This window comes from Dokdonia sp. Asnod3-C12 (genome assembly GCF_045063975.1).
Taxonomy (GTDB): domain Bacteria; phylum Bacteroidota; class Bacteroidia; order Flavobacteriales; family Flavobacteriaceae; genus Dokdonia.
The window spans coordinates 3,089,150-3,113,802 of sequence record NZ_JBEFNY010000003.1; the positions used below are offsets into that span (position 1 = coordinate 3,089,150).

Sequence of the window (24,653 nt, forward strand, 5' to 3'; positions counted from 1 at the left end):
GGACGTTTTCGCGAAAGCGTCATCTTTATAAAAAATAAAAACCAATGAAATTCAGATACTTTTATATTGCTCTTTGTGCTTTACTTACAAGTTGCGGAACTTCTCAAAAAGCTGTTGATTATGATGCAAATCCAGCTATTAATCTTCAGCGTATTTTAGATGAAGAGACAGGGGAGAAGTTGGCTCACTCCACGGGTTTATCACTCACCGTAATTTCGCCTAAGCTTGATATTGACTTTACAGGTGCAGCGGGCTTTGATAGTTTAGAAAAGGATAGAAAACTTGATGCGGCACAACCTTTTAGGATTGCAAGTCTTACAAAAGTCTTTGTAGCGGTTGCTATTATGCGCTTACGCGAAAATGGCCAACTAGCATTAGACGATGCTATCACACAGTACATTAGTCAAGAGCATATTGAGATACTAAGAAAAGGTGGTTATCATCCAGATGCAATTACGATACGTCAATGTTTAAATCACTCTAGTGGCCTTTATGATTATGCCGAAGGTGGTCCAGAATATATTGAGGTAGCTTCAAAAACACCCTCAAGACGATGGACGAGAACAGAACAAATCCAGTTTGCGATGGATTATGGCAAACCACATGCAACACCGGGAATAGAAGAGCATTATAGCGATACAGGATATATATTACTAGGTGAGATTATAGAAAAACTCACTAATACAGGGCTAGCCGAAGGTTTACGAAGTCTTTTAAAGTTTGATGAAATTGGGATGAATGCCACCTGGCTTGAAACCTTAGAACCTAAGCCAGAAGTATTACTACCGTCTGTAAAAAGATACATGGGAACGCTAGATGCGTCAGACTGGGACGCCTCTGTAGATTTATATGGTGGTGGCGGTCTGGTTTCTACCACAAGAGATTTAGGGATATTTCTTCAAGCGCTTTTTAACGGTAAGATTTATGAGCATGAAGACAGTCTTGCCGTAATGCTTCTACAAAAGGATTATGCTGCTGCGGGAAAGCAACTACCTGAACAGCGACTAGGTTTTGGCAGTATACAAGGAAAGAAAAACGATATTGTAGCCTATACTCATTCTGGTTTTTGGGGTACACTTTTTATTCATTTCCCTAAGTATCAATGTAGCATCGCAATTAATGACACTAACGATGCAGATAGTGAAGCTTTGCAACGTGTAATTAATTATGTGCTTTGGTTAGGTAAGCAGTCATAAATTATAATATATACTAAAAGTTCCCTGCTTTTTTACGCTTTCGAGAAATGAATTCGGGACGAGTTCTGCGAAATGAATTTGGGATGAGTTTCACGAAAGCGTGCACTTCAATATTAGAGGCTATTATTCCGAACAGAAAATCGATAAAACAGTACAGAAGCACCCAACCCAACTGCCGAAAACGCAGCAAGTAGCCAGAACACAGCCTCGTGACCCGCACGACTAGGCATCCCGTCTAAAAAGTAGCCAATCATAGGTCCTGCAAAAATATCTGGGGTGTAGCCTATAAATGAAATAACGCCCACAGCAGTACCCGTCAGATGCAACGGAATATTTCCTTCCTTCATGACTGCAAAATACAGTACCCGTGCAGCATACACACCTACGGCTGTGATAATGATAGAGATAAAGAATAGCAGGGTAGTTCCTTCTTGAAGCACTCCAGAAGCAAATAGTATGGCGCCAAAAACTGACAGTATAAAACCTATCATCAAGTATACAGATGCTCTAGATCTATCAGCTAGAAAACCTATAACAAGGCCTACTACGGGACGTATAAAGAGTAAGAAAGTACCCGTTTTGGCAGCGTCCACCTCATTGTATCCCATGACTACATTTGCATATAGCGAGAAGATATCTGTGATTTTGTAGCCCACATAGGCACATAAAATAATAATCATTAATAAGGGAACAGAGGGAAGTTTGAGTACCGTTTTTATGGTGTTCAAAGTAATTTTTTCCTTGTTTATTTCTTCTGCTTCTACATCACTTTTGAGAAAGAAGAATACGAGAACTCCAATAATTGCTACAATGGCAGAAGAGTAATAGATTACAGAAGTAAACGCCTCCGCTTGGTGTTCTGGTGATAGTTCGCTTCCATTTTCTGGAGCAAACAGCGAAAAAATAAGCACACCCAACGCTCCAAATAACGCACCTACAAGGCCGCGACCGCCATCTAGAAAGCCGAAGGCTTTCCCTTGGCTTTTCTCACCACCCCAAACACGTGTGGCTTTTATCATCGCCGCCCAAAACAAGAAAATCGTCGTAAAACCCCAAAAGCCATACAGCACTTGCAAAGTAACTAGCGACGGATTATTACCATATACAAGTCCGCCAAGGGCGGTGAGCACAAGCGCCACCCCCATTAACTTACGAGGAGGAAACTTATCTGCCAGCGGACCGCCAAAAAGATAAGACACCAACGCTACCAGACCATAAATAGAAAAGCAAAACCCAAGCTCCGTATTTGTAATCTCAAACACATCAAGCACCGTCGCTCTAAAAACTCTAGCTAGCACAAATGGCAATATAAAAACCGCCTCTCCCGCTAGTATGAGTAATATGATATATGTAACGGAATGTTTTTGCGGTTTGGCGTCCATAGGTTGAGTGGTGGTCGTGTTTTACTCAAAGATATGGTTTTGGTGGGGATGGATAGATTATTGTAAATATTTCAAATACGTTTACTCGAAATGTAGATAGATATCCTAAACAATTAATTTGGCTGACTCGTTCCAAATATATTTTGGTAAAGGCTCTTCTAATTCCCAATTTATATTCATAGGTTTTGAGCCTGAATAGTCTTTTAGTTTGCCACGTCCTATAAATACATATCCAATTGTATTTCCATATTCATCTTTGGCTTGTTCTCTCAGAAATAGAAGAATAATCTTTTCATTTTTTTCATGTTCTATATAAGACAATCCTTTACCAATATCCGGTCGAGCAGAATTTTGTGTTTGCCAGTGAAATAGTGACTCTGTTACTGCATAATCGTCGTACATGGTGGTAGGCGAAAAATTTTCTTCTGATTTTATAAGATTTATAAATAGAATTTCAGTATTCAACTTTTTATTTTCAGCAGCTCCTTCTCGGTTTGAAGATTTTTTCTCAAATGTACTACTACCAAATCCTGCTAAAATTTGGTCTCTAGTGTATCGAGCGTGAACTTTCAATGGTTGAACATATGGAAGAGAAATATCATATTCTTTAAAGTCTATTTTATCAATAAGAATCTCTAGAACTTCTTTCAATTCTTTAACTAATATTTTATTAGCTCCTATTTTTCTAATGCTCTCCTCTAGGTTTTTAAATCCTGCCTCTTTTTGCCAAAAATCATAATGTAGCATTAATAACATTTTCTGTTCACTCTCAGAGTATTCTTCAAGTTTTATGTCAAAGTTTTTCTTAGTTAAAGATAATAGAAAATTGAAATAGCTTGATGATTTGCATGACAGCCATTTTTTACCAATTGTAGAAACTATTTCTTTCTCATTAGTTTGAGGGAAATTCGGAATTTTTCCAGCAATTTGACATAGCCTTGACCAACAGCCTTTTTTATAAATGGTTTGAATAGGAATATTTGTAAAGTCAACAAAATTGGTAAGTGTTAGCTTAAGGTCAGTTTTATTATTGAAAGTTTTTATTTTATCAATAAGTTGATTGCGGTTGAATCGCGTCGCATTTCGAATATTATTTAATATTGTTTTTTTTGCTATTTTTTCAAGAATTATAGAACAACCTAGAGGTAAGTGAGGAAACTCATCTTCTATTTCTTTCATTACAGAACTGTTGGTTTTCCCAATCAAGGCTCTAAATTTATTTTCAAAATTATATTCAGGTTTTGCATTACCAACAAAGTCTAAAACAGTTAGACAATCTTTACCTTCGGAAAGCCTCAATCCCCTGCCTAATTGTTGTAGAAAAACTGTTAAACTTTCAGTAGGTCTTAAAAATAATACCGTATCAATCTCAGGTATATCTACACCTTCGTTAAAAATGTCAACTACGAAGAGATAATTAATAGTTTTCATTTCTAAGTCTCTGCGTATTCGCGTTCTTTCTATTTTGTCAGTATTCCCAGTTATAAAATTAGCACTTAAACCTGCTAGCGTAAACTTCTCAGCCATATATTGAGCGTGTTCAATTCCTGCGCAGAAACATAGAGCACGTACTTCATTTATATCATTGGTATATTTTTCTAGACCACTTATTATTTCTCCTACTCGGATATCATTTTTTGTATAAATCTTTGTTAGTTCAGATGCCTTATATTTTCCTTTTTCCCAAGTAACTCCAGATAAATCTATACTGTCAGAAATTCCAAAATAATGAAATGGACAAAGAAGTTTGTTATTGAGTGCTTCGGGTAATCTTATTTCTGCTGCTATTCTACTCCCAAAATCTTCCTTTATATCTTCACCACTCATTCGTTCCGGTGTGGCGGTCAAACCTAAAAGAACTTTAGGTTTGAAATACTCAAGAATTGTTCTGTAACTAGAAGCTGTAGAATGATGACATTCGTCAATAATTATGTAGTCGTAATAATCTGGAGATAGGTCTAATGAATTTAATTGGTTTTTTACAGTTTGTACTGAAGCGAAAACATTATTGTATGAAGCAGGTACTTTTCCATCACCCCAAAATTCACCAAAATTTTGATCTTTTAGGACAGCTTGAAATGTTTGTAGAGACTTATGAAGAATTTCTTTTCTATGAGCTATAAATAGAAGCTTACTTGATGAATGAGTAATTTTAAATCTTTTGTAGTCAAAGGCAGCAATCATTGTTTTTCCTGTACCAGTGGCTGCGACAACAAGGTTTTTATGCTCTTTGTGTACAGTTCGCTCAACTTCTAATTTTTCTAAAATTTCTTCCTGAAAAGGATAAGGCTTTAGATCAAAATAGGTCATCAAACTATTTGAAATATTTGGAACTCCTCCTTCTTTAAGAGCACCGATTAATTTTTCCTGTTGCTTTTTGTCATCATAAATTTCAAAGTCTCTATTTTCCCAATAGCTGTCAAAAATCTTTTCAAATTTTTCTATAATATGAGGAACTTCTTTAGTAGTTATTTTAATGTTCCATTCTAAGCCATTTGTTAGTGCAGAACGAGAAAAATTTGAAGAACCTATATAAGCAGTATGAAAACCAGTGTTTCTTTTAAATAAGTATGCTTTCGCATGTAATCGTTCATTTCCTGTATTATAAGATATCTTGATTGTAGTGTTAGGTAAATTTGACAATAATTTGATTGCTTTATAATCGGAAGCCCCCATATAGGTTGTTGTAATGATGCGCAACTGACCTCCATTAGAAACAAATCTTTTTAATGCCGGTTCCAGGATTCGTATTCCTGAAAATTTGATAAAAGACACAATTAAATCAATTTTATCTGAAGAAAGAATTTCTTTACGAAGTTCACTTTCGAGCGAAATTCCCTTATTCGACCCAGTAAATAATTCACTATGAGTCAATCTCGTATATGGAGTTATTTCCGAAAGCTTCAAGTCCATATCAGAATAATAATTATCTGCTTTGGTAAATACACCTTTTAGTATACTGCCTTCGTTCTCAATTATATCATTTTCAAAGTTTACATTTTCTAATTCATCACGAAGTAGTCTAATTATTTTATTGGCGATACTAATTTTCCTGTTAGTTTTATCTGAGTTCTTAATTAGATTAAGCGCCTGTTTAATAGAATAAAAAAGATGTCTTGAAAGTATGAGTGAAGCTTCGTCTCTATCAACGGGTACTTCTTTAATATAAAAGACATCCGCATCTATGGTTTCTATTTTTGTTCTTACCAATTTAGTGATGATCTGTTCATATATACCTTCCTCCATAACAGTACGAAATAATTTGATAAAGTTTTAAAGGCTGAAATTAATGAAAATGTTTATCACAACTATGAGGTTACCCACAAATAGAGAAATTAATTTGATTTATATCACCCACAAAAAAACCACCCAATTCCTCGGGTGGTTTTTAGTTTGTTACACTTTCGCGAAAGCGTACTTATAAGAAATCAATAGAGCAGCGCACTACTCAATGGTAATGATAAGGTCATTTTGTGAGACCATATTGCCGTCGCTTACGGTAATGGATGCTACGCGGCCGTCTTTTGAGGCGACTACGGTGGTTTCCATCTTCATGGCTTCAATGATAAATAGTGGGTCGTTTTCTTTTACCTCTTGCCCTTTTTTAACAAGCACTTTATAGAGAGATCCTTGTAGGGGAGCGCCTATCTGGTTGCTGTCTTCTGGGTCTACTTTAAGATTTTCTTCTTTCTTAATGTTGAGCGAGGTGTCGTGTACTTCGACAAAGCGGTTTTCACCATTTACTTTAAAGAACACGGTGCGCATTCCTTCATCACTAGGTATCCCAATAGAAAGTAACTTGATGATGACCGTTTTACCAGGCTCTAGCTCAATGAGAATCTCTTCTCCTAATGCCATACCGTAAAAGAAATTCTTAGTAGGTACGAGGGCTAGGTTGCCGTACTTCTTGTAATTTTCATGCGCTTGCTCAAAAACCTTAGGGTAGAGCATGTATGATAAGAAGTCTTCCATCTCTAGAGGACGTGTAAATCCTTTTTGGAATTTGGCCGTAAAGGTTTCATATTCCTTGTCAAAATCTACAGGAGCCAGATGCGCGTTAGGGCGATCTGTATAGGCGTCTTTATTCTTTAAGATGATAGCCTGTAATTTTTTAGGGAATCCGCCTACTGGCTGCCCTAAATCGCCTTTAAAGAAATTAATCACAGATTCTGGGAAGGAAATCGTGTCGCCACGTTCCATCACATCTTCTGGCGTAAGGTTATTAGTCACCATAAATATCGCCATATCACCCACTACTTTTGAGCTAGGTGTTACTTTAACGAGGTTTCCAAACATACTATTTACGGCAGCATACATCTTTTTTACTTCGGCAAAGCGATCACCAAGACCTAAAGCAGTTGCTTGTGGTCTTAGGTTAGAATATTGCCCTCCAGGAATCTCATGTTCAAAAACTTCTGCCGTTCCTGCTTTAAGTCCAGACTCAAAAGGGTAGTAGAGTTCGCGGGTGTCTTCCCAGAAATTTGAAAACTGATTGAGTTTCTCCATTTCAAAAGGATGCTCACGTTCTTGATATTTCATCATCTCCACGACCGCATTAAAGTTAGGTTGAGACGTAAGTCCTGATAGTCCGCCCAGGGCTACATCTACCACATCTACATTTGCTTCAATGGCTTTAAGATAAGTAGCCGTCTGTAGTGATGATGTATCATGTGTATGTAAGTGGATTGGTAAGTTTACGGTGTCTTTAAGCGCTGTTACCAGTTCTGTAGCGGCATACGGTTTTAAGAGTCCTGCCATGTCTTTTATGGCAATCATGTGTGCTCCTGCGTTTTCAAGATCTTTTGCTAGCTGGGTATAATACTTAAGATCATACTTAGTTTGCTTTACATCTAGAATATCTCCGGTGTAGCTTATCGCACCCTCGGCGATACCTCCTGTGAGGTTACGCACATACTGGATGCTAGGTTCCATGGCTTTTACCCAGTTAAGCGAATCGAAAATTCTAAAAATATCTACACCGTTCTCCCAAGATTTTTCGACAAATTTCTCTATCAAGTTATCTGGATATGCCTTGTATCCTACACCATTTGATCCTCTTAAGAGCATCTGGAAAAGAATGTTAGGCACCGCTTTACGCAGTTCGCGCAGGCGTGTCCACGGGCTTTCGTGTAAGAAACGCAGACAAACATCAAAGGTTGCACCTCCCCAAACTTCCATACTAAAGGTGTTAGGGTGATTTTTTGCAAAACTAGATGCTACCTTAAGCATGTCATACGAACGCATGCGTGTAGCCAGTAGGGACTGGTGAGCATCACGCATGGTCGTATCTGTAAAATGTATCTTTTTTTCTGCCATGAGCCATTTACAGAACTCCTCTGGACCTAGCTCTGTGAGTAAGTCTTTGGTTCCTTTCGGGAAAGGGTCTGAGAGGCTGTATAATGGGGTTTCTGGTGTTCTAAAAATCTTAGAGTCATCCTTTTTCTTTACGTCAGAATTTCCATTCACACTAACTTCTGCAAGAAACTGAACCACTTTTGAAGTTCTGTCTTGTGATAGTTTGATGTCAAATAGGGAAGGAGTGTTCTGTATAAAGTTTACGGTAGTTTTTCCGTTTTTAAAGGTATCTGTCTGGATGACATTTTGCAAAAAGTGAATGTTAGTCTCCACACCACGTATTCTAAATTCCTTTAATGCTCTAACCATCTTACGAATGGAGCCATCAAGCGTTCTACCATGTGCAGAAACTTTGACAAGCATAGAGTCAAAAAACGGACTTACTTTATACCCTTGGTAAATACTTCCCGCATCAAGACGAATTCCCATACCAGAAGCACTACGGTAGGTAGTAATCTTCCCATAATCCGGCGTAAAGTTATTTACAGGATCTTCGGTTGTAAGTCGGCATTGTATCGCAAAACCATAAGTACCAATAGATTCTTGACCGTAAATCTTAATCTGCTTGTCTGATAGGTTATAACCTCCAGCGACAAATATCTGAGTTTTTACGAGATCGATGCCTGTTACCATCTCAGTAACCGTATGCTCCACTTGAATACGCGGATTTACTTCAATGAAGTAAATATTATCATCTGCATCTACCAAAAACTCAACGGTACCAATATTGTTGTAGTTTACTTCGGTAGCAATGGCAACGGCATATTTGTATAGATTATCGCGTAGTGTTTGTGATAGCCCGTAAGAAGGAGCCATCTCTACCACCTTCTGGTGTCTACGTTGTACAGAGCAATCACGCTCATACAAGTGTCTAATGTTACCGTGAGAATCTGCTACAATCTGTACTTCTATATGCTTAGGATCTTCTACATATTTCTCTAGAAACATGGTATCATCACCAAAGGAGTTAAGCGCCTCATTACGAGCCGAGTCAAAACTAAGCTGTAAATCTTCTTCTTTACGAATGATGCGCATCCCTCTACCACCACCACCTGAGGCAGCTTTAAGCATCACTGGGTAGCCAATTTTTGTAGCTTCAGAAAGTGCAATATCTAGTGTATCTAGCGCAATTTTATTACTTTCTATTATAGGCACATTACACTTTTGTGCTACTTTTTTTGCAGTGATTTTATCACCTAGCGCATCCATTACCTCAGGTTTAGGACCTATAAAAATGATGCCGTTTTCGGCACATTTTCTAGCAAAGGTGGAGTTTTCAGACAAGAAACCGTATCCAGGGTGAATGGCATCTACATTTTTTGATTTGGCTAGATCAATAATCTGATCCATATCAAGGTAGGGCTTGAGTGGCTCATTATTCTTGCCTATTTGGTAAGACTCATCTGCTTTATTGCGATGTTGTGAGTATCTGTCTTCGTAGGTATAAATCGCAACTGTAGCGATATTAAGTTCGGTACAGGCACGCAGTACTCTAATAGCAATTTCCCCGCGATTGGCGACAAGGACTTTTTTAATTTTCATTGTATAAGATAGGTTGTTGTGTTACGAAATCGTTGTAGTAGTAGGGTACAAAAAAAGCCACTTCAATAGGAGAAGTGGCTTTGATAAAATTAAATTTTCGCGCAAGCGAACATAAACACTTTTAAGTCATTTTCAATACGTAATCTATTACACATAGTTTTAGTGACTTATTAAGATATATTATGCGTCAAAGCGATATTTTCCATGTTGCTCAACATCTGCAGCAATCTGGTTACGTAAGCCTATTACGTTAGGCTGGTTTGTATACTTTGTAAAACGCTTAAGACCCATAAGCATCATACGTTGCTCATCACCTTCGGCAAAAGAAATGATAGCTTCTTTAGCCTTAGTCTGGATAATATCTACTGCGTTAAATAAGTATAGTTGAGTCATTGCAAGTTGCGTTGCTTGGCTCTCAAGACCTGTACGTTTGATATTCTTCTCTGTACGTAAGATTGCACTCTCAGACATATAGATTTCAATCAAGATATCTGCAGCAGCCATTAGTAATTGCTGGTGTTTCTCTAGCTCTGTTCCATATTTCTTTGCAGCAGATCCTGCTACCATTAAGAATACTTTCTTAAGACGCTTAAGAAGATCTTTCTCTTCAGATAATGTTTCAGAAAAGTCTGGTGTATCAAAAGAAGGAATACCCATAAGCTCTTCACCTACAGCAGTAGCAGGCCCCATAAAGTCTACATGACCTTTCATAGCCTTCTTCACCATCATTCCTACCGCTAGCATGCGGTTAATCTCGTTTGTACCTTCATAGATACGAGCGATACGAGCATCTCTCCAAGCAGATTCCATAGGAGCATCTGCACTAAAGCCCATTCCTCCAAAAACTTGGATACCTTCATCTGTTGTATTCTGTACATCTTCAGACACGGCAACTTTAAGGATAGAACACTCAATAGCATATTCCTCAACACCTTTAAGCTCTGCTTCTTGGTGTGTGTTTCCTTCTGCATGACGCATAGCGATACGATCCTCTATGTTTTTTGCTGCTCTGTATGATGCAGACTCATCTACATATACGTTTGTTGCCATAGTAGCAATCTTTTGCTTGATAGCTCCAAAGTTTATGATAGGAGTTTTAAACTGTACACGCTCCTTAGCATATGTTACCGCTTCATTTACTACACGACGTTGTGCATCAAGACAAGCAGCTGCAAGTTTAATACGACCTACGTTAAGTGCGTTCATTGCAATTTTAAATCCGTTACCACGCTCAGAAAGCATATTCTCTGCAGATACTACAGTATCGTTAAAGAATACCTGACGTGTAGAAGAAGAGTGGATACCTAATTTCTTCTCTTCGTCACCTAGTGTGATTCCGTTAGAAGGATCATTTTCTACGATAAATCCTGTGATGTTCTTATCGTCTTCTATTCTTGCGAATACGATAAAAAGGTTACAGAATCCTGCGTTTGAAATCCACATTTTCTGTCCAGAAATCTTGTAAGATTTTCCATCTTCAGAAAGTACAGCTTTTGTTTTTCCTGAGTTTGCATCAGATCCAGCACCTGGCTCTGTAAGACAGTAAGCACCAAACCACTCACCAGTAGCAAGTTTAGGTACATATTTTTGTTTTTGCGCTTCGTTACCGTATAAAGTAATTGGCATGGTACCAATTCCTGTATGTGCTCCAAAGGCAGTACTAAAAGATCCAGTTGCACCAGAGATGTAATCACAAACAAGCATTGTAGATACAAAGCCCATTCCTAATCCACCATACTCTTCTGGTACTGCAACACCTAGTAAACCAAGTTCACCAGCCGTACGCATTGTTTCCTCTGTGTATGCATAATCTTTCTTTTCAAAACGCTCCCAGTGTGCCCATAGATCACGATCTACAAACTCCTTAGTACTATCGCGCATCATTCTTTGCTCTTCGTCAAGATCTTCCATTGTGAATACATCTTCACAAGCTGTTTCTTTTACGATAAATTGTCCACCGCGTAGGATATCTTTTTTTGTTTCTTCTGTTGCCATAATTTGATATTAGATTCGAGATTTTAGACGTTAGATAGGGGTAATCATCCTTCTAAAATCTGATCTCTATGTTTAAATTGTGTTATTCTTTTTTTAATTTTTCTTTTCCCGCTTTCGCGAAAGCGAACTTTAAATAGATGAGATGCTCCTTTTAACAGAAGATCTCATCCATAATATTATTTAAGGAATTCGTAAATTCCTGCTGCTCCTTGTCCAGTACCTACACACATAGTTACCATCCCGTATTTACCTGACATATCACGCTTGCGCATCTCGTCAAATAACTGTACCGAAAGTTTACCACCTGTACATCCTAGTGGGTGACCTAAAGCGATAGCTCCACCATTTACGTTTATAATATTTGGATCAAGACCTAGCTCGCGTATTACCGCAAGAGATTGTGATGCAAATGCCTCGTTAAGCTCGATAAGCTCAATATCATTTTGCTTAAGACCTGCTTGCTTCAATGCCTTAGGAATCGCAGCTACAGGACCTATTCCCATAATACGTGGTGGTACACCAGCCGCAGCATAGTTTACCATACGTGCGATAGGCTCGATGTTAAGTTCTTTTACCATTTCCTCACTCATCACCATTACAAAGGCAGCACCATCACTCATTTGTGAAGAGTTACCTGCAGTAACACTTCCTCCAGCAGCAAATACTGCTCTAAGCTTTGCAAGCGCCTCTTTACTAGTTCCAGCACGTGGTCCTTCGTCTTTATTTACTGTGTAAGATCTAGTAGCTTTCTTACCATTTGCGTCGATATACGTTTGCTCCACATCAATAGGAACAATCTGATCTTGGAAACGATCTTCTGCCAGTGCACGTAGTGCTTTCATGTGAGAGTTGTATGCAAACTCATCTTGATCTTCACGAGATACCTTGAATTCATTTGCAACAGCCTCTGCCGTGTTACCCATTCCCCAGTAGTAATCTTCGTGCCCTGTTTTTACAATGGCATCGTAGTTTAATTCTGGTTTAAATCCTGTCATAGGTACAGAAGACATAGACTCTGCACCACCAGCGATAATACAATCGCCCATTCCTGCTTGAATCTTTGCTACTGCCATCCCGATAGTTTCTATTCCAGAAGAACAGAAACGGTTTACCGTTACACCAGGTACATCAATAACGTCAAGTCCCATTAATGAGATAAGACGCGCCATGTTAAGACCTTGTGATCCCTCTGGCATTGCATTTCCTACGATTACGTCATCTATGCGTTTTTTGTCAAATTCTGGCAGCTCCTTCATCATATACTGGATGGTTTCTGCAGCAAGCTCATCTGCTCGCTTGAATCTGAAGACACCTTTGGGAGCTTTCCCAACGGCTGTTCTATATGCTTTTACTATATATGCTGTTTTCATATTAACAGTGTTTCTTTATTAGATTATAATTCCCCTCTTTGAAGAAGGGCTAGGGGAGATGTTATCGTGGTTAGAAAGTTATATGCTGATAAAATCTAAACTCATACATCCCCACCAACCTCCCCTTCAAAGGGGAGGCTAAGGGCATTTCTATATTAGTTACGTAAAGGTTTTCCTTTTTGTAACATATGCTGGATACGCTCTAAAGATTTTCTCTCTGTCGCTAGTGATAAGAACGCCTCACGCTCTAGGTCTAATAAGTACTGCTCAGAAACTCTTGTAGGTTCAGAAAGATCTCCTCCTGCCATTACATAAGCGAGTTTATTTGCAATCTTCTTGTCATGCTCAGAGATGTAGTGAGAAGCTTCCATAGAATCTGTTCCTACTAAGAACATCCCTAATGCTTGCTTACCTAATACAAGTACATCATTACGTTTTACCGGTTGTGTATATCCTTGGTCTGCCATCTGGCGTGCTACAGCCTTTGCCGTTGCAATCTGACGATCACGGTTTACCACTACGATATCTTTACCGTGCTTAAGAATGTTAAGGTCATAAGCTTCATGAGCAGAGGTAGAGACTTTTGCCATACCAATAGTAAGGAAGTGCTCTTGAAGTACGTTTAATTGTACATCACCCTTATCAAACTTATCTGATGCTCTTAAGGCCATTTCCTTAGATCCACCACCACCAGGTATTACACCTACACCAAACTCAACGAGTCCAATATAAGATTCGGCAGCAGCTACAACGCGGTCAGCATGAAGTGTCATCTCACATCCACCACCTAATGTCATACCGTGAGGTGCAACCACTGTAGGGATAGCAGAGTAACGAAGACGCATACACGTATCTTGGAAATATTTTATAGCAGCGTTAAGCTCATCATATTCTTGCTCTACGGCATACATGAAAATCATTCCAATATTTGCACCTACAGAGAAGTTAGTACCTTGATTTCCTATTACTAGTCCGTCGTAGTTTGTTTCGGCCATATCAATAGCCTTATTTAATCCTGCAAGAACATCACCACCTATAGAGTTCATCTTAGAGCGGAATTCTACATTTAAGATTCCGTCTCCTAGATCTTGTACAGATACTCCAGAGTTTGAGAATACTTCAGTTTGTTTTCTAATGTTATCAAGAATGATAAATGAATCTTGACCAGGTTTTTTTACATGGGCTTTCGCGGAAGCGGAATATACATGCGTAGCCCCATCTTTTACAGAATAGAAAGTCTCGATTCCAGCAGCAGTCATATCTGTTACCCAAGAGGCAACCTCAAGACCTTCTGCTTTCATTAGTTCGATACCTTTTTCTACACCTACAGCATCCCAAATTTGGAATGGTCCGTGCTCCCAGCCGAATCCAGCCTTCATAGCATCATCTATCTTGTAAAGCTCATCTGTGATCTCTGGAATACGATTTTGTACGTATGCAAATAAGTGTGCAAAAGACTTACGGTAAAATTCACCAGCCTTGTCTTTACCACCTACAAGCACTTTAAAACGATCGTATACATTATCGATAGTTTTAGTAAGCTCTAAGGTTGTAAATTTTGCTCTTTTTGCAGAGCGGTAATCCATTGTATCTAGGTCAAGCGTAAGGATTTCTTTTTGTCCTGTCGCATCAACATTCTTTTTATAGAATCCTTGACCAGTTTTTGAACCTAACCATTTATTTTCCATCATCGTGCTGATGAAACCTGGTAAGGCAAATAATTCTTTTCTTTCGTCCTTAGGGCAGTTCTCTGCAATACCGTTTGCAACATGTACAAGCGTATCAAGACCTACAACATCTACCGTACGGAAGGTTGCAGATTTAGGACGACCTATTACTGGTCCCGTAAGTTTATCAACCTCCTCAACCGTCATTCCCATTTCCTTAACGGTATGGAATAATGACATGATAGAGAAGATACCGATACGGTTACCTATAAACGCTGGAGTATCTTTTGCTACTACAGATGTTTTTCCTAAAAATTGCTCACCGTAGTTATTTAAGAAATCAAGTACGCTCTGGTCTGTTTTTGGTCCAGGGATGATTTCAAATAATTTCAGGTAACGCGCAGGGTTAAAGAAGTGTGTCCCACAGAAGTGTTTCTGGAAGTCTTCACTACGACCCTCAGACATAAACTGGATAGGAATACCAGATGTGTTTGAAGTAATAAGTGTACCAGGAGTTCTGTGTTTTTCTAAGTTTTCAAAAACTTGCTTTTTAATATCAAGTCTTTCTACAACTACTTCTATAATCCAGTCTACATCCTTCACTTTTGCAATATCATCCTCAAGGTTTCCTGTGGTGATTCTACTTGCAAAAGACTGGTTGTAAATAGGAGAAGGCTTACTTTTTAAAGCAGTAGTAAGTGCATCGTTTACCATGCGGTTACGAACTACTTTATCTTCAAGTGTAAGACCTTTTGCTTGCTCTTTAGCATTGAGTTCTCTAGGTACGATGTCTAGTAAGAGTACATCTACACCGATATTTGCAAAATGACAAGCGATACCGCTTCCCATAATTCCGCTACCGATGACGGCTACTTTCTTTATTCTACGTTTTGCCATTATTTTACTAAGGTTTCTTTTTGGTTAAAAACTTTTCTATTTTGAATCAAATCATTGATGGTATCAATAACTTCATAAAAGTTGTTGATTTTTTCTTCACTTATAGTATTTCTCACAGCACCATTAAAGGTCTTTACTTTTGTTTTTGAGAAATCTCTTTTTTCTTTTCCAAATGGAGTAAGATGTATAAGAACACCGCGTCCGTCTGCTGGATTAGGTTTGCGTTCTATCAAGCCTTTTTCTTCCATAGTCTTAAGCGTACGAGATAGGGAAGTAGCTTCCATACCCATACGAGGACCTAATGCTGTAGATGGTGTTCCTTGGTCTGGATCTATACTTAATAAGGCAAAACCAACGGCCATCGTTACATCAAACTCTGCTGCTTGTTCATTATACATTTTCATTACTGCTTGCCAAGTGGCTCTCAAACAGTAGTCTATTGTTTTATCATTCATAGGGTTTTATTCCGAAATCGTTGTAAATATACAATAATTTACTATGCACGCACAGTAGTTTTTGCGAATTTTATTGATTTCTACTATTTATTTTACTTGAGTAGTTGCTAATACATTGACTGTAATATACCTCAAGTTCGTAGAATTTTTGTAAATTCTATGTTATTATATCGTCTCATGTTATTCAATACAGTCAAAATGATATTGTATAAACGCTATAACGTTAAAAGTAAGCCATTATCTTTGTCCCTTGAGCCGAACTGTTCAACACCCTAAAACGGCTCTTAAATGTATCGCCAGTATGATAGCACCAGCAACACCAGTACATGAGTTTAAGCGCATGAAAGCTTTGCATGGTCTAGAACTTCTAGACACAGCTCAAGAACCAGACTTTGATTACATTACTAAACTTGCTGCTTACATATGCAATACGCCTGTAGCTTTAGTGACACTTGTAGATGAAGATAGGCAATGGTTTAAGTCTAAAGTAGGGTTTGCACCTTGTGAAACCTCTCGAGATAGCTCATTTTGTGCACACGCGATTTTAACACCTAATGAGATTTTTGAGATTCCAGACGCTACAAAGGATTTGAGGTTTGTAAACAACCCACTTACTAAGGGTGAGGCGCCAGTTATATTTTATGCTGGAATCCCATTGCGTACTAAGAACAAGATGGCTGTAGGATCATTATGTGTGATTGATCATAAGCCTAATAAACTTAATCAAGAACAACGAGAAGCACTCATCACATTAGGTAAGCAGGTAGAACGTCTTTTTGAATTACGATCTGTAAATGCTAAGCTAAGAGCTGCCAAGGAGAACCTCACTAAGCATAATTCTTTACTACAAGATTTTGCAGGGACCGTATCTCACGATCTTAAAATGCCACTAGCAAATCTCATATTGACATCAGATATTTTAAAGAAAAAATATAATGACGAGATAGATGAAAAAGGTAAAAACTATTTAAGTTATCTTAAAAAGTCATCTATGTCTATGAGTAAGTATATCACTAACATTCTTACGCATTATGAGAGTACCGCTTATGATAAGGATGATGTGCATGAGTTTATGCTTAATGATATGCTTGAGGATCTTGTAGATCTTCTCAATATCAATTATGAGTGCGACGTTCATTTCCCAGAAAATAATATAGAGTTGCATTGCAATAGGTCTGCACTTGACCAGATTTTCTTAAACCTTATAGGGAACAGTCTTAAGTATAATGATAAGAAGCATACGGTAATAGATATCAAGGCCACCCAAACGTCCAAGCATTTTGAATTTTCTATAAGAGACAATGGTCGTGGTATAGAAGAGGATAAGGTAGATAGTATTTTTACGTTATTTAGTACCGTAGGACATCTTGATAAAAATGGAGAACGCGGTCATGGAATCGGACTTTCTACAGTACAAAAACTTGTAAATAACCTTGGTGGTACGATAAAAGTAAAGTCGGAGCTTGGGAAATTTACAGAGTTTATTTTTACAATAGCGAGATAGCTAAGTGCGCTTTCGCGAAAGCGTAACGCTTCATATTATTGGTGATTCAAGCCTATAAATTTTATCGTAGGTGTATGGCTACCAAATAGGCTGGCTGTAGGCTGTAATAGTTATTATTAAGTTAATTATCACTTAGATTTACGTTAATCTCTAGTCAATCAAATTTGGACTAACCTATATTAGTCCAAACAATCAAATCAAACAACACTACATGTTGAAAATTACCCAGTTATTGCTTACAAGCCTTACTATTTGTATAGCAAGTACAGTGTATGCGCAGGACCTTCCTGTGGCATCTATAAAAAAGAGTATTGAATCATATAAAGAAAATGCTCGTGGTCCTTACAAAAAGATTGAATGGTTCTGTAAAGATGGTACACAGCGTGAAGCCCGTGACCCTTGTCCAGATGACATAGGTGGTGGTGTACAACATGCCAGTTACAGTGATGATCTTATCGCTCTTGGTAAAAAGCATCATTTATATGTAGCAGATATACTTGCAAATACAGATAAAGAACTTTTTTGGGATGTGGCAAACGACCATAGCCGCATTAAACAATATCAACTTGCTCGCTACTTAGGAAGTGTAGATGATGGATGGGTACAGCGCAAATCTCAATTTTATAGAGGAGCTGTACAATCTGAAGATGAAGAAGCATGGGGTATCGACTTTTATGAGTGGTTACTGCGTAGCGATACGAGACTAAGACAAAATTACTATTTACTGCGTCAAACATTGCGAGATATACCACACGATGGTGATAGTAACATTGCACAACGTATGCGTAGCGAATCAAAAATCCTAGCCGAAGATTATCCTAAGTTTATGGATGCCCGTATTAAGATACATGGTAAACCTAGCGTGAGTGATATCCAGATGGTACAAGAATTTAGAGCAAAGCATAAAGGCAATCTTTCTGATAAATTAAAATCTCAGTTTGATGCTTTAGAAAAAACAATGGCTGCATTTTATGCACCTATTAACTTTAAGGAATTACAAGCACAAGTAAATCGTGTTTCTGTAAAAAATGAGCTCACAGAACGTATTACAAGCTTTCTTACAAACAGCGAGCGTGACGCCTCTCCTGAAATATTAGTGCCAGAAATTGCAGACATTTTGTGCTTAATTCGCCAAGAGATAGAAACTTTAGATAGAGGGAGTGATAAGCTCACAATGCTTGACCTCTCTAACGAGCTTGAAGATATACTTCTTATAAAAACACAAGAATGGAAACCAGAGACACTCAAGAGTTTACTATATAAGATTCAGACGTTGGGTTATGCCGCAACGGGAACAGGACTTATAGAAATGAATGAGTGGGCAGCGGTAGAGCCTTATCTTATTGCCGATAGCTACCATAATGATAAGAGCGTAGCACAACTTAACGATTTTCTTGCCACATCAAGAGGACTTGTAGAGTGGAGCGCTTCTCAGGTAAAAGCAAACTATCAAGAAATTGTAGATATTTATGCGCAGTTTGAGCCTAAGGCATATGGCTTCATAGATGATCGTGTACGCTCATCTCTTGCTCTTGATTTAGGGGAGAGTGTCAGTACGTTAGGAGCTTTTATAGCAAAGCATTCAGGACTTGAAAACAAGGTGATGGATATAGATGGACAGTCTTCTGTACGAGGATTAAATCCTGGCTATGCTTATGGTGAGCTTGTCGTTATAGAAGGATCTCCAGAAGGAGTGGAGGTAGATACGGAGAAGATTTACGTTTTTGAAAAACCGCCATCAGATCTTAAACCCGTTGCTGGTATTATGACTGTGTCAGAAGGTAACCTTGTCTCGCACGTGCAATTACTTGCTAGAAACTTAGGTATTCCTAATGCGGCCTTATCTCAAGAAAACCTTCAAGATTTGAGTAAGTATAGCGGTAAGAATGTGTTTTATGCAGTTTCAAACAAGGGAAGCGTTATCATAAAAGGCGAGGACGATATTACAGATGAGGAACGTGAGTTATTTACAAAGAAGCAGCGTTCTACTAGCCAAGTAACGGTGCCTGTAGAAAAAATTCAGCTTGAAAAAAAAGATATTATAAACATGCGAGATCTTGATGCAAGTGCATCTGGAAAACTTGTAGGTCCTAAGGCGGCAAATCTTGGTCAGCTTAAAAAGATGTTTCCAGATCAGGTGGTAGAAGGACTTGTGATTCCTTTCGGAATATTTAAAGATCATATGGATCAAAAGATGGCTAGCTATGATGGTTCTTACTGGGAGTTTTTAAATAACGCTTTCGCGAAAGCGGAAGACATGAAAACCTCTGGCGCATCGTCAAAAGAGATAGAGACCTTCCAACTAGAAGAGTTGAAGAGGTTGCGTGATGCGATTAATGTAATGACACTTAAGCCGTCATTTGTGAATAGCTTGCGAGCAGATTTCCAGAAAGTATTTAAATCACCTATCGGCAAAACACCTGTGTTCTTACGTAGTGATACAAATATGGAAGACCTTGAAGAGTTTACAGGCGCAGGATTGAACCTGACGCTCTTTAATATACTTGATGAAGATAAAATATTGAAAGGGATTAAAGACGTTTGGGCTTCTCCATACACGGAGCGTAGCTTTAAATGGCGCCAGCAATATTTGAGTAATCCAGAAAATGTATTTCCATCCATTTTAATTATACCATCTGTAGATGTGGATTATAGTGGAGTGATGATTACCAAAGGAATTAATCAAGGGACAGATGAGGATCTTACAATCGCCTTTAGCCGTGGAGCAGGAGGAGCAGTAGATGGCCAAGCTGCCGAAACTAGACTTGTAACAGCAACAGGAAGCAGGTTACTTTCTCCTGCACGTCAAGCAGATTATATACGCTTGCCGGCAACGGGAGGTGTGAAGAAGAACATCGCAACCTTTGATGAGCAAATTCTAAACGAGAAAAACATAAATGATATACGTGCAATAGCTCAGTCTATAAGAACGCGCCTTCCAGAAATGACAGGGTCTACTTATGATGGAGCTTATGATGTAGAGCTTGGATTTGAGAATGACAAATTGTGGTTGTTTCAGATCAGACCTTTTGTAGAGAATAAAACGGCAAAGACTTCTGAATATTTAGAATCTATTTCGCCTGTAATTAATGAAGACTTTTTAATAACCTTAGACGCACCAATAAACTAATGAAGACATTTATCACATTTACATTTATTGCATTATCCACACTTGTTGCCACGATAATTTATCCTATAGATGGTTATGACAGCACTGGAATCAAAAGATTGTATCGTCTTCAAAAAATGGAGAAAGATAGCATTACTAATAAACGTATTCCTAATGGAGCTTATTTAAAACTAAATGATATTAAGTTAAATTTGCTTTCGCGAAAGCAAGATTCTCTTGGTGCACTTCTCGTTGAAGATCCAGAATTTGCGCGTGCTATTGCAAGAATCACTCCCGGCGGAAACTACTCCCTTGCAGTTCTTGATATGAGCGATCCAGAAAATTTGAAATATGCAGCTCATAGAGAGAACGCTGGTTACCAGCCAGGAAGTGTGGGTAAAATTGCCGTACTAAACGGTTTTTTCAATGAGCTTGCAGAGACTTATCCAGATGATTTTGCATTACGTACAGGACTTATGTGTAATAAGCGCGTGAAAGCACGTTACTGGGGTACAGGAGATCACCACACCATTCCTATCTATGATATTGAAAAGGATAAACTTACAAAACGCCAAGTAGTGGCAAGTGATGAGTTTTCATTATACGAGTGGGCAGATCATATGGTTTCTGTAAGTAACAATGGAGCTGCAAGCGTATTGTACAGAGAAACGATGTTACTAGACGCTTTTGGCAGAGATTATGCAGACTTAACAGAGGAAGAGTCTGAAAATTACTTTGTAGAGACAGACAGAGACTCTCTTACAAGCCAAGCAAACAGAGTTGTAAATCAGCCTCTAAGAGAGCTAGGTATAACAGAAGATGACTGGAGACTAGGAGGGATGTTTACCCGTCCTGCTGGAAAGTATGTAGGTCGTGAAGGTGGTAGTATAGGAACTCCTAAAGGCCTCATGAAGTTTCTGGTAGCCTTAGAACAAGGAAACGTTATAGATGAAGAAAGCTCACTAGAGATGAAGCGATTACTATATATGACAGATAGAAGGATACGTTATGCACAATCTAATAGACTTGATGATGCCGCTGTGTTTTTTAAATCTGGATCATTTTATAAATGTGATCGCAGTAAAGACCCAGGATGTAAAGATTATGCAGGAAATGTATATAACTATATGAACTCCGTAATCATTGTAGAGCAGCCTAATGGAAAGAAGTACATAGTTTGCTTAATGACCAATGTGCTTAATAAAAACTCTGCTGGAGCTCACATGTATCTAGCAAGTAGTATTGATGAGGTGGTGAATCCATCCTAGTCATCATAATTAATAACTTTAAAAATGCCCATTAGAACTCATCTAATGGGCATTTTTTTTATTATTTGTTAGCTTTCTGAGAGCTTTTAAGACCTTGTAGAACTCTCGTTGCTAGCTTGCTTATGCCTTTGTTTCTATGTTTAGTAAAGGATTGTGTGATGGGAATATATCTCGCATCCTCTAAGATTTCTATAAGATGTAGCATGGCGATATTCATTTGCCTGCTTCGGTTTCTTATTAAATTACGAATAGTTTGAAATTCTGACTGGTCTTCTATTTCAAAGTGTGCTGTATCTGCTCCTTCTGTTTCAATAATATTGTACTCTAGTAACGGTAAGATCTTATTCTTAAGTTTAATGTGAAGAAGATTATCTAGAAATTCGATAGCGTTCACTTTTGCATTATCATCATCACTTTTTAAGCCAAGAAAAGCAGCTGTAATGTCGTCTTGGTTATAGCGTATGCTCAGTAAGGTAAAAATACTATTCAGACTTAAATCTACTTGCTCTCTTAAAATCATGACAATCGCCTCACGAGCAAGTAAAATTTCTGTTTCCTTTCCATTTATGTCTTCGCTTAGGGAAGTTGTATTTACAAGCTTTATAAAGGTTGAAAGGGCATTTATGGTGCTTTGATAATAGTTGCTTTCCGTTAGGATGTATTTTGTTATGCGTCGCTTATCTATTACTAGAGAAGGATTTTGCGTACTTAATTTCAACAATGATTTTGAGGCATTCTTGCGTACGATAAGATTATTACTAGCTAGAAACTTATATAATATGCGCACTGCATTCTGAGAATTAAAAGTTGCAATAACCTTAGGTAGATTTCTTTTTATGTCAAGGCTAAAAGCATCCTCACTTTCTAACTGAAGCAGGGTTTTGGTAATTTCTGGTCCGTACTGGGTTAAACTTTTTATAGCAGTCTTACGTAAGTCTTTATCTTCCAGATATTGCAATAGGTGTCCTACAAATAATGGATCTGTAGTGATACCTGCAGCTTGAATTGCCTTTCTAGCAACAGAACGTTGCTTATTGCTAAAATGAATAGAGATGAAATAATAAAATTCTTTCATCCCAGAGTATGCAATCGTTAGCAGTAATTCTGATGTTTCTTTTTGATTTTCTAATCCTTCGGGAGTTCCTAGTCTCTCGATTTCTTTGGCAATACGATTTCTTAAGTCAAATCGCGTAGCGAGGCGATCATTAGTGCGCGCATCTTGTGCGAGACAAAGTAATGCCGCTTTTGATATTCTTTGATTAGGGTGGTTGAGGTATTCATTAAAAACGCTTTCGTCTTCTAATTGGGTATGATGCAATAAGTATTGTAATACAGCGAGTGTGAGCGCATCATCTTCGTTAGAGAGTAGTGTCTTCACCTTAGCTAGCGCTGTCCCTTCTTTGTAAATATATAATTCTTCTAAAGCTGCTTTTTTTACAGCGTTAGAAGGGTGATCGAGAAGTTTTACAATATGCGATTTAAGAGGATTGAGTTTTGTAGTAGATAACCTCGTAAGGAGCGTTAGTATTTCTTGTTCTTCACCAGTTTGTAAAATACGTCTCGCGGTAGAGATTGTTCTATCTTCTTGGAATGTCTTCTTAGAACTCTCCTTATTGAGAAGTAAGCTCTTTAAGTTAGTTCTGAAAGAGTCAAAATAAGCATCCCTTAGTTTGTAAATTAAAATGAGCCAAACAAATAGAAAAAAGAGTGTGAGTACTGTCACAAACTTAGTATCCAGCTCCATTCCTTTTATTACAAAAATGAGTAAAAATCCTGCAAGACCTGTAGCAACACTGTCTACTACGATGTCTATAAATGATTTAGCTTGATTTTTTATTGCGTAAGGTATGGGTAAAATAGAAAGCTCGGCAGCTGCTTTGTTTATTGATTGCTTGAAACTACCATCTAATCCTTTGATAATGATAAGTACCCAAAGCTCAGGTACCGTAAGAAATAGGAGTGATCCCAAAGCAATCCCTAATGGAAGGATGAGCATGGTTGAGGTTACCCCAAGATAACTGAGCACTCTGTTTGTGATAAACAGCTGAATTAATAGTGCAACGACATTAAATGAAGAGAACCAAAAACCCAAAAACGAAGCTAACTCATCTGAATCTGGCAATGCCCTATGCGCAAAATCACTGAATTGAAAATCTACGAGCTTAGCAACAACGACACTTACACCAATTATAGACGCGAGGTATAGTAAATGCTTTGATTTTGATATGAGTTGGTACGCATTGCGGTCTGGCGAAGTTGCTTGATGAACCTCTTTCTTTCTAGAATATACGGTAAGCGTACGAAGCCTTAAATTCCATATGTGGTGTAAAATGGGAACACATGAGAGAATAAGAATACCTGCTATGAGAATAGAAACCTTATTCCCGAACATTGCAGAAATAAGCGTTGTCAAGTATCCTCCAAAAATACCTCCAGCAATAGCACCAGCACCTATAAAACCAAATAAGCGCTTAGCTTCTCTAGCATTGTACACCATGTTTGCCAGTATCCAGAACTGTGACGTTACTACAACTGCAAAAAGCGATATGAGAACATAATAGAGATAAAGCACCCAAACTTCAAGAAATTTGAAGTGTAGCGCTATAGAGAGAATAATAAAAAATAGACAAAAAGCAGAGAGTGTGATTGTCGCAACCCTCTTAAAAGAATATTGTTTAAGCGCTTTGTTATAAAAAAACGAACTAATGATGGCTACCACGGCAACCATGAGATACCCATAGGGTAATTTTTCTGCACCTAGGGCAGAGAGGAAAAGTGCATTTACTGTAGGCTTAACAATGAGCAATACTGTAATCACCAAAAAGATGTACAGTTGCATAAAAAAAGAGATGGTGATTTCACCATCTCTTATATCAAAGGCTTTTTTATAAAGTCTTTTTATCATTAATTATG

The 24,653-nt window shown here is 38.1% G+C and carries 12 protein-coding genes; 4 read left to right on the forward strand and 8 right to left on the reverse strand.

The window, feature by feature from the left end; all coding sequences use genetic code 11:
• Positions 1-44: 44 nt before the first annotated feature.
• Positions 45-1,196 (forward strand): serine hydrolase domain-containing protein, encoded by a 1,152-nt coding sequence (locus tag ACJJVW_RS13985; RefSeq protein ID WP_405252657.1) that lies wholly within the window; start codon positions 45-47, stop codon positions 1,194-1,196.
• A 113-nt stretch (positions 1,197-1,309) separates the two neighbouring features.
• Here ACJJVW_RS13985 and ACJJVW_RS13990 read toward each other — a convergent pair whose 3' ends face one another.
• The 7 genes from ACJJVW_RS13990 to ACJJVW_RS14020 all read right to left on the reverse strand — a co-directional run bounded on the left by ACJJVW_RS13990 (position 1,310) and on the right by ACJJVW_RS14020 (position 15,859).
• Positions 1,310-2,578: a nitrate/nitrite transporter gene (locus tag ACJJVW_RS13990; RefSeq protein ID WP_405252659.1), complete on the reverse strand. Its 1,269-nt coding sequence runs from the start codon at positions 2,576-2,578 to the stop codon at positions 1,310-1,312.
• A 105-nt stretch (positions 2,579-2,683) separates the two neighbouring features.
• A complete protein-coding gene (locus ACJJVW_RS13995; RefSeq protein WP_405252661.1) occupies positions 2,684-5,824 on the reverse strand; it encodes a DUF3427 domain-containing protein in 3,141 nt (1,046 codons plus the stop codon).
• 198 nt (positions 5,825-6,022) lie between these two features.
• Positions 6,023-9,475 (reverse strand): pyruvate carboxylase, encoded by a 3,453-nt coding sequence (locus ACJJVW_RS14000; RefSeq protein ID WP_405252663.1) that lies wholly within the window; start codon positions 9,473-9,475, stop codon positions 6,023-6,025.
• Between the two features lie 180 nt (positions 9,476-9,655).
• Entirely contained in the window at positions 9,656-11,470 is a 1,815-nt protein-coding gene (locus ACJJVW_RS14005; protein ID WP_144783846.1) for an acyl-CoA dehydrogenase family protein, read from the reverse strand.
• Between the two features lie 176 nt (positions 11,471-11,646).
• Positions 11,647-12,840: an acetyl-CoA C-acyltransferase gene (locus tag ACJJVW_RS14010; protein WP_298324660.1), complete on the reverse strand. Its 1,194-nt coding sequence runs from the start codon at positions 12,838-12,840 to the stop codon at positions 11,647-11,649.
• 155 nt (positions 12,841-12,995) lie between these two features.
• Positions 12,996-15,404 carry a 3-hydroxyacyl-CoA dehydrogenase/enoyl-CoA hydratase family protein gene (locus ACJJVW_RS14015; RefSeq protein WP_405252665.1) on the reverse strand — a complete coding sequence of 803 codons (2,409 nt, stop codon included), beginning with the start codon at positions 15,402-15,404 and terminating at the stop codon, positions 12,996-12,998.
• Entirely contained in the window at positions 15,404-15,859 is a 456-nt protein-coding gene (locus ACJJVW_RS14020; protein ID WP_013752306.1) for a MarR family winged helix-turn-helix transcriptional regulator, read from the reverse strand. Before ACJJVW_RS14020 ends, ACJJVW_RS14015 begins: the two co-directional genes overlap by 1 nt.
• Positions 15,860-16,160: 301 nt before the next feature.
• On the opposite strand from ACJJVW_RS14020, the gene ACJJVW_RS14025 reads away from it, so the two are divergent.
• The 3 genes from ACJJVW_RS14025 (at position 16,161) to ACJJVW_RS14035 (ending at position 21,740) form a co-directional block, all read left to right on the forward strand.
• A complete protein-coding gene (locus ACJJVW_RS14025; RefSeq protein ID WP_405252667.1) occupies positions 16,161-17,363 on the forward strand; it encodes an ATP-binding protein in 1,203 nt (400 codons plus the stop codon).
• 211 nt (positions 17,364-17,574) lie between these two features.
• Positions 17,575-20,493, forward strand: a complete 2,919-nt coding sequence (locus tag ACJJVW_RS14030) for a PEP/pyruvate-binding domain-containing protein (RefSeq protein ID WP_405252669.1) — start codon at positions 17,575-17,577, stop codon at positions 20,491-20,493.
• The gene (locus tag ACJJVW_RS14035; RefSeq protein ID WP_405252671.1) at positions 20,493-21,740 is read left to right on the forward strand and encodes a serine hydrolase; all 1,248 of its coding nucleotides are present in this window, start codon (positions 20,493-20,495) and stop codon (positions 21,738-21,740) included. The genes ACJJVW_RS14030 and ACJJVW_RS14035 overlap by 1 nt, the downstream gene beginning before the upstream one ends.
• A 61-nt stretch (positions 21,741-21,801) precedes the next feature.
• Here the strand turns inward: ACJJVW_RS14035 and ACJJVW_RS14040 are convergent, their stop codons facing one another.
• Positions 21,802-24,645 (reverse strand): Npt1/Npt2 family nucleotide transporter, encoded by a 2,844-nt coding sequence (locus ACJJVW_RS14040; RefSeq protein WP_405252673.1) that lies wholly within the window; start codon positions 24,643-24,645, stop codon positions 21,802-21,804.
• Between the last annotated feature and the right edge of the window lie 8 nt (positions 24,646-24,653).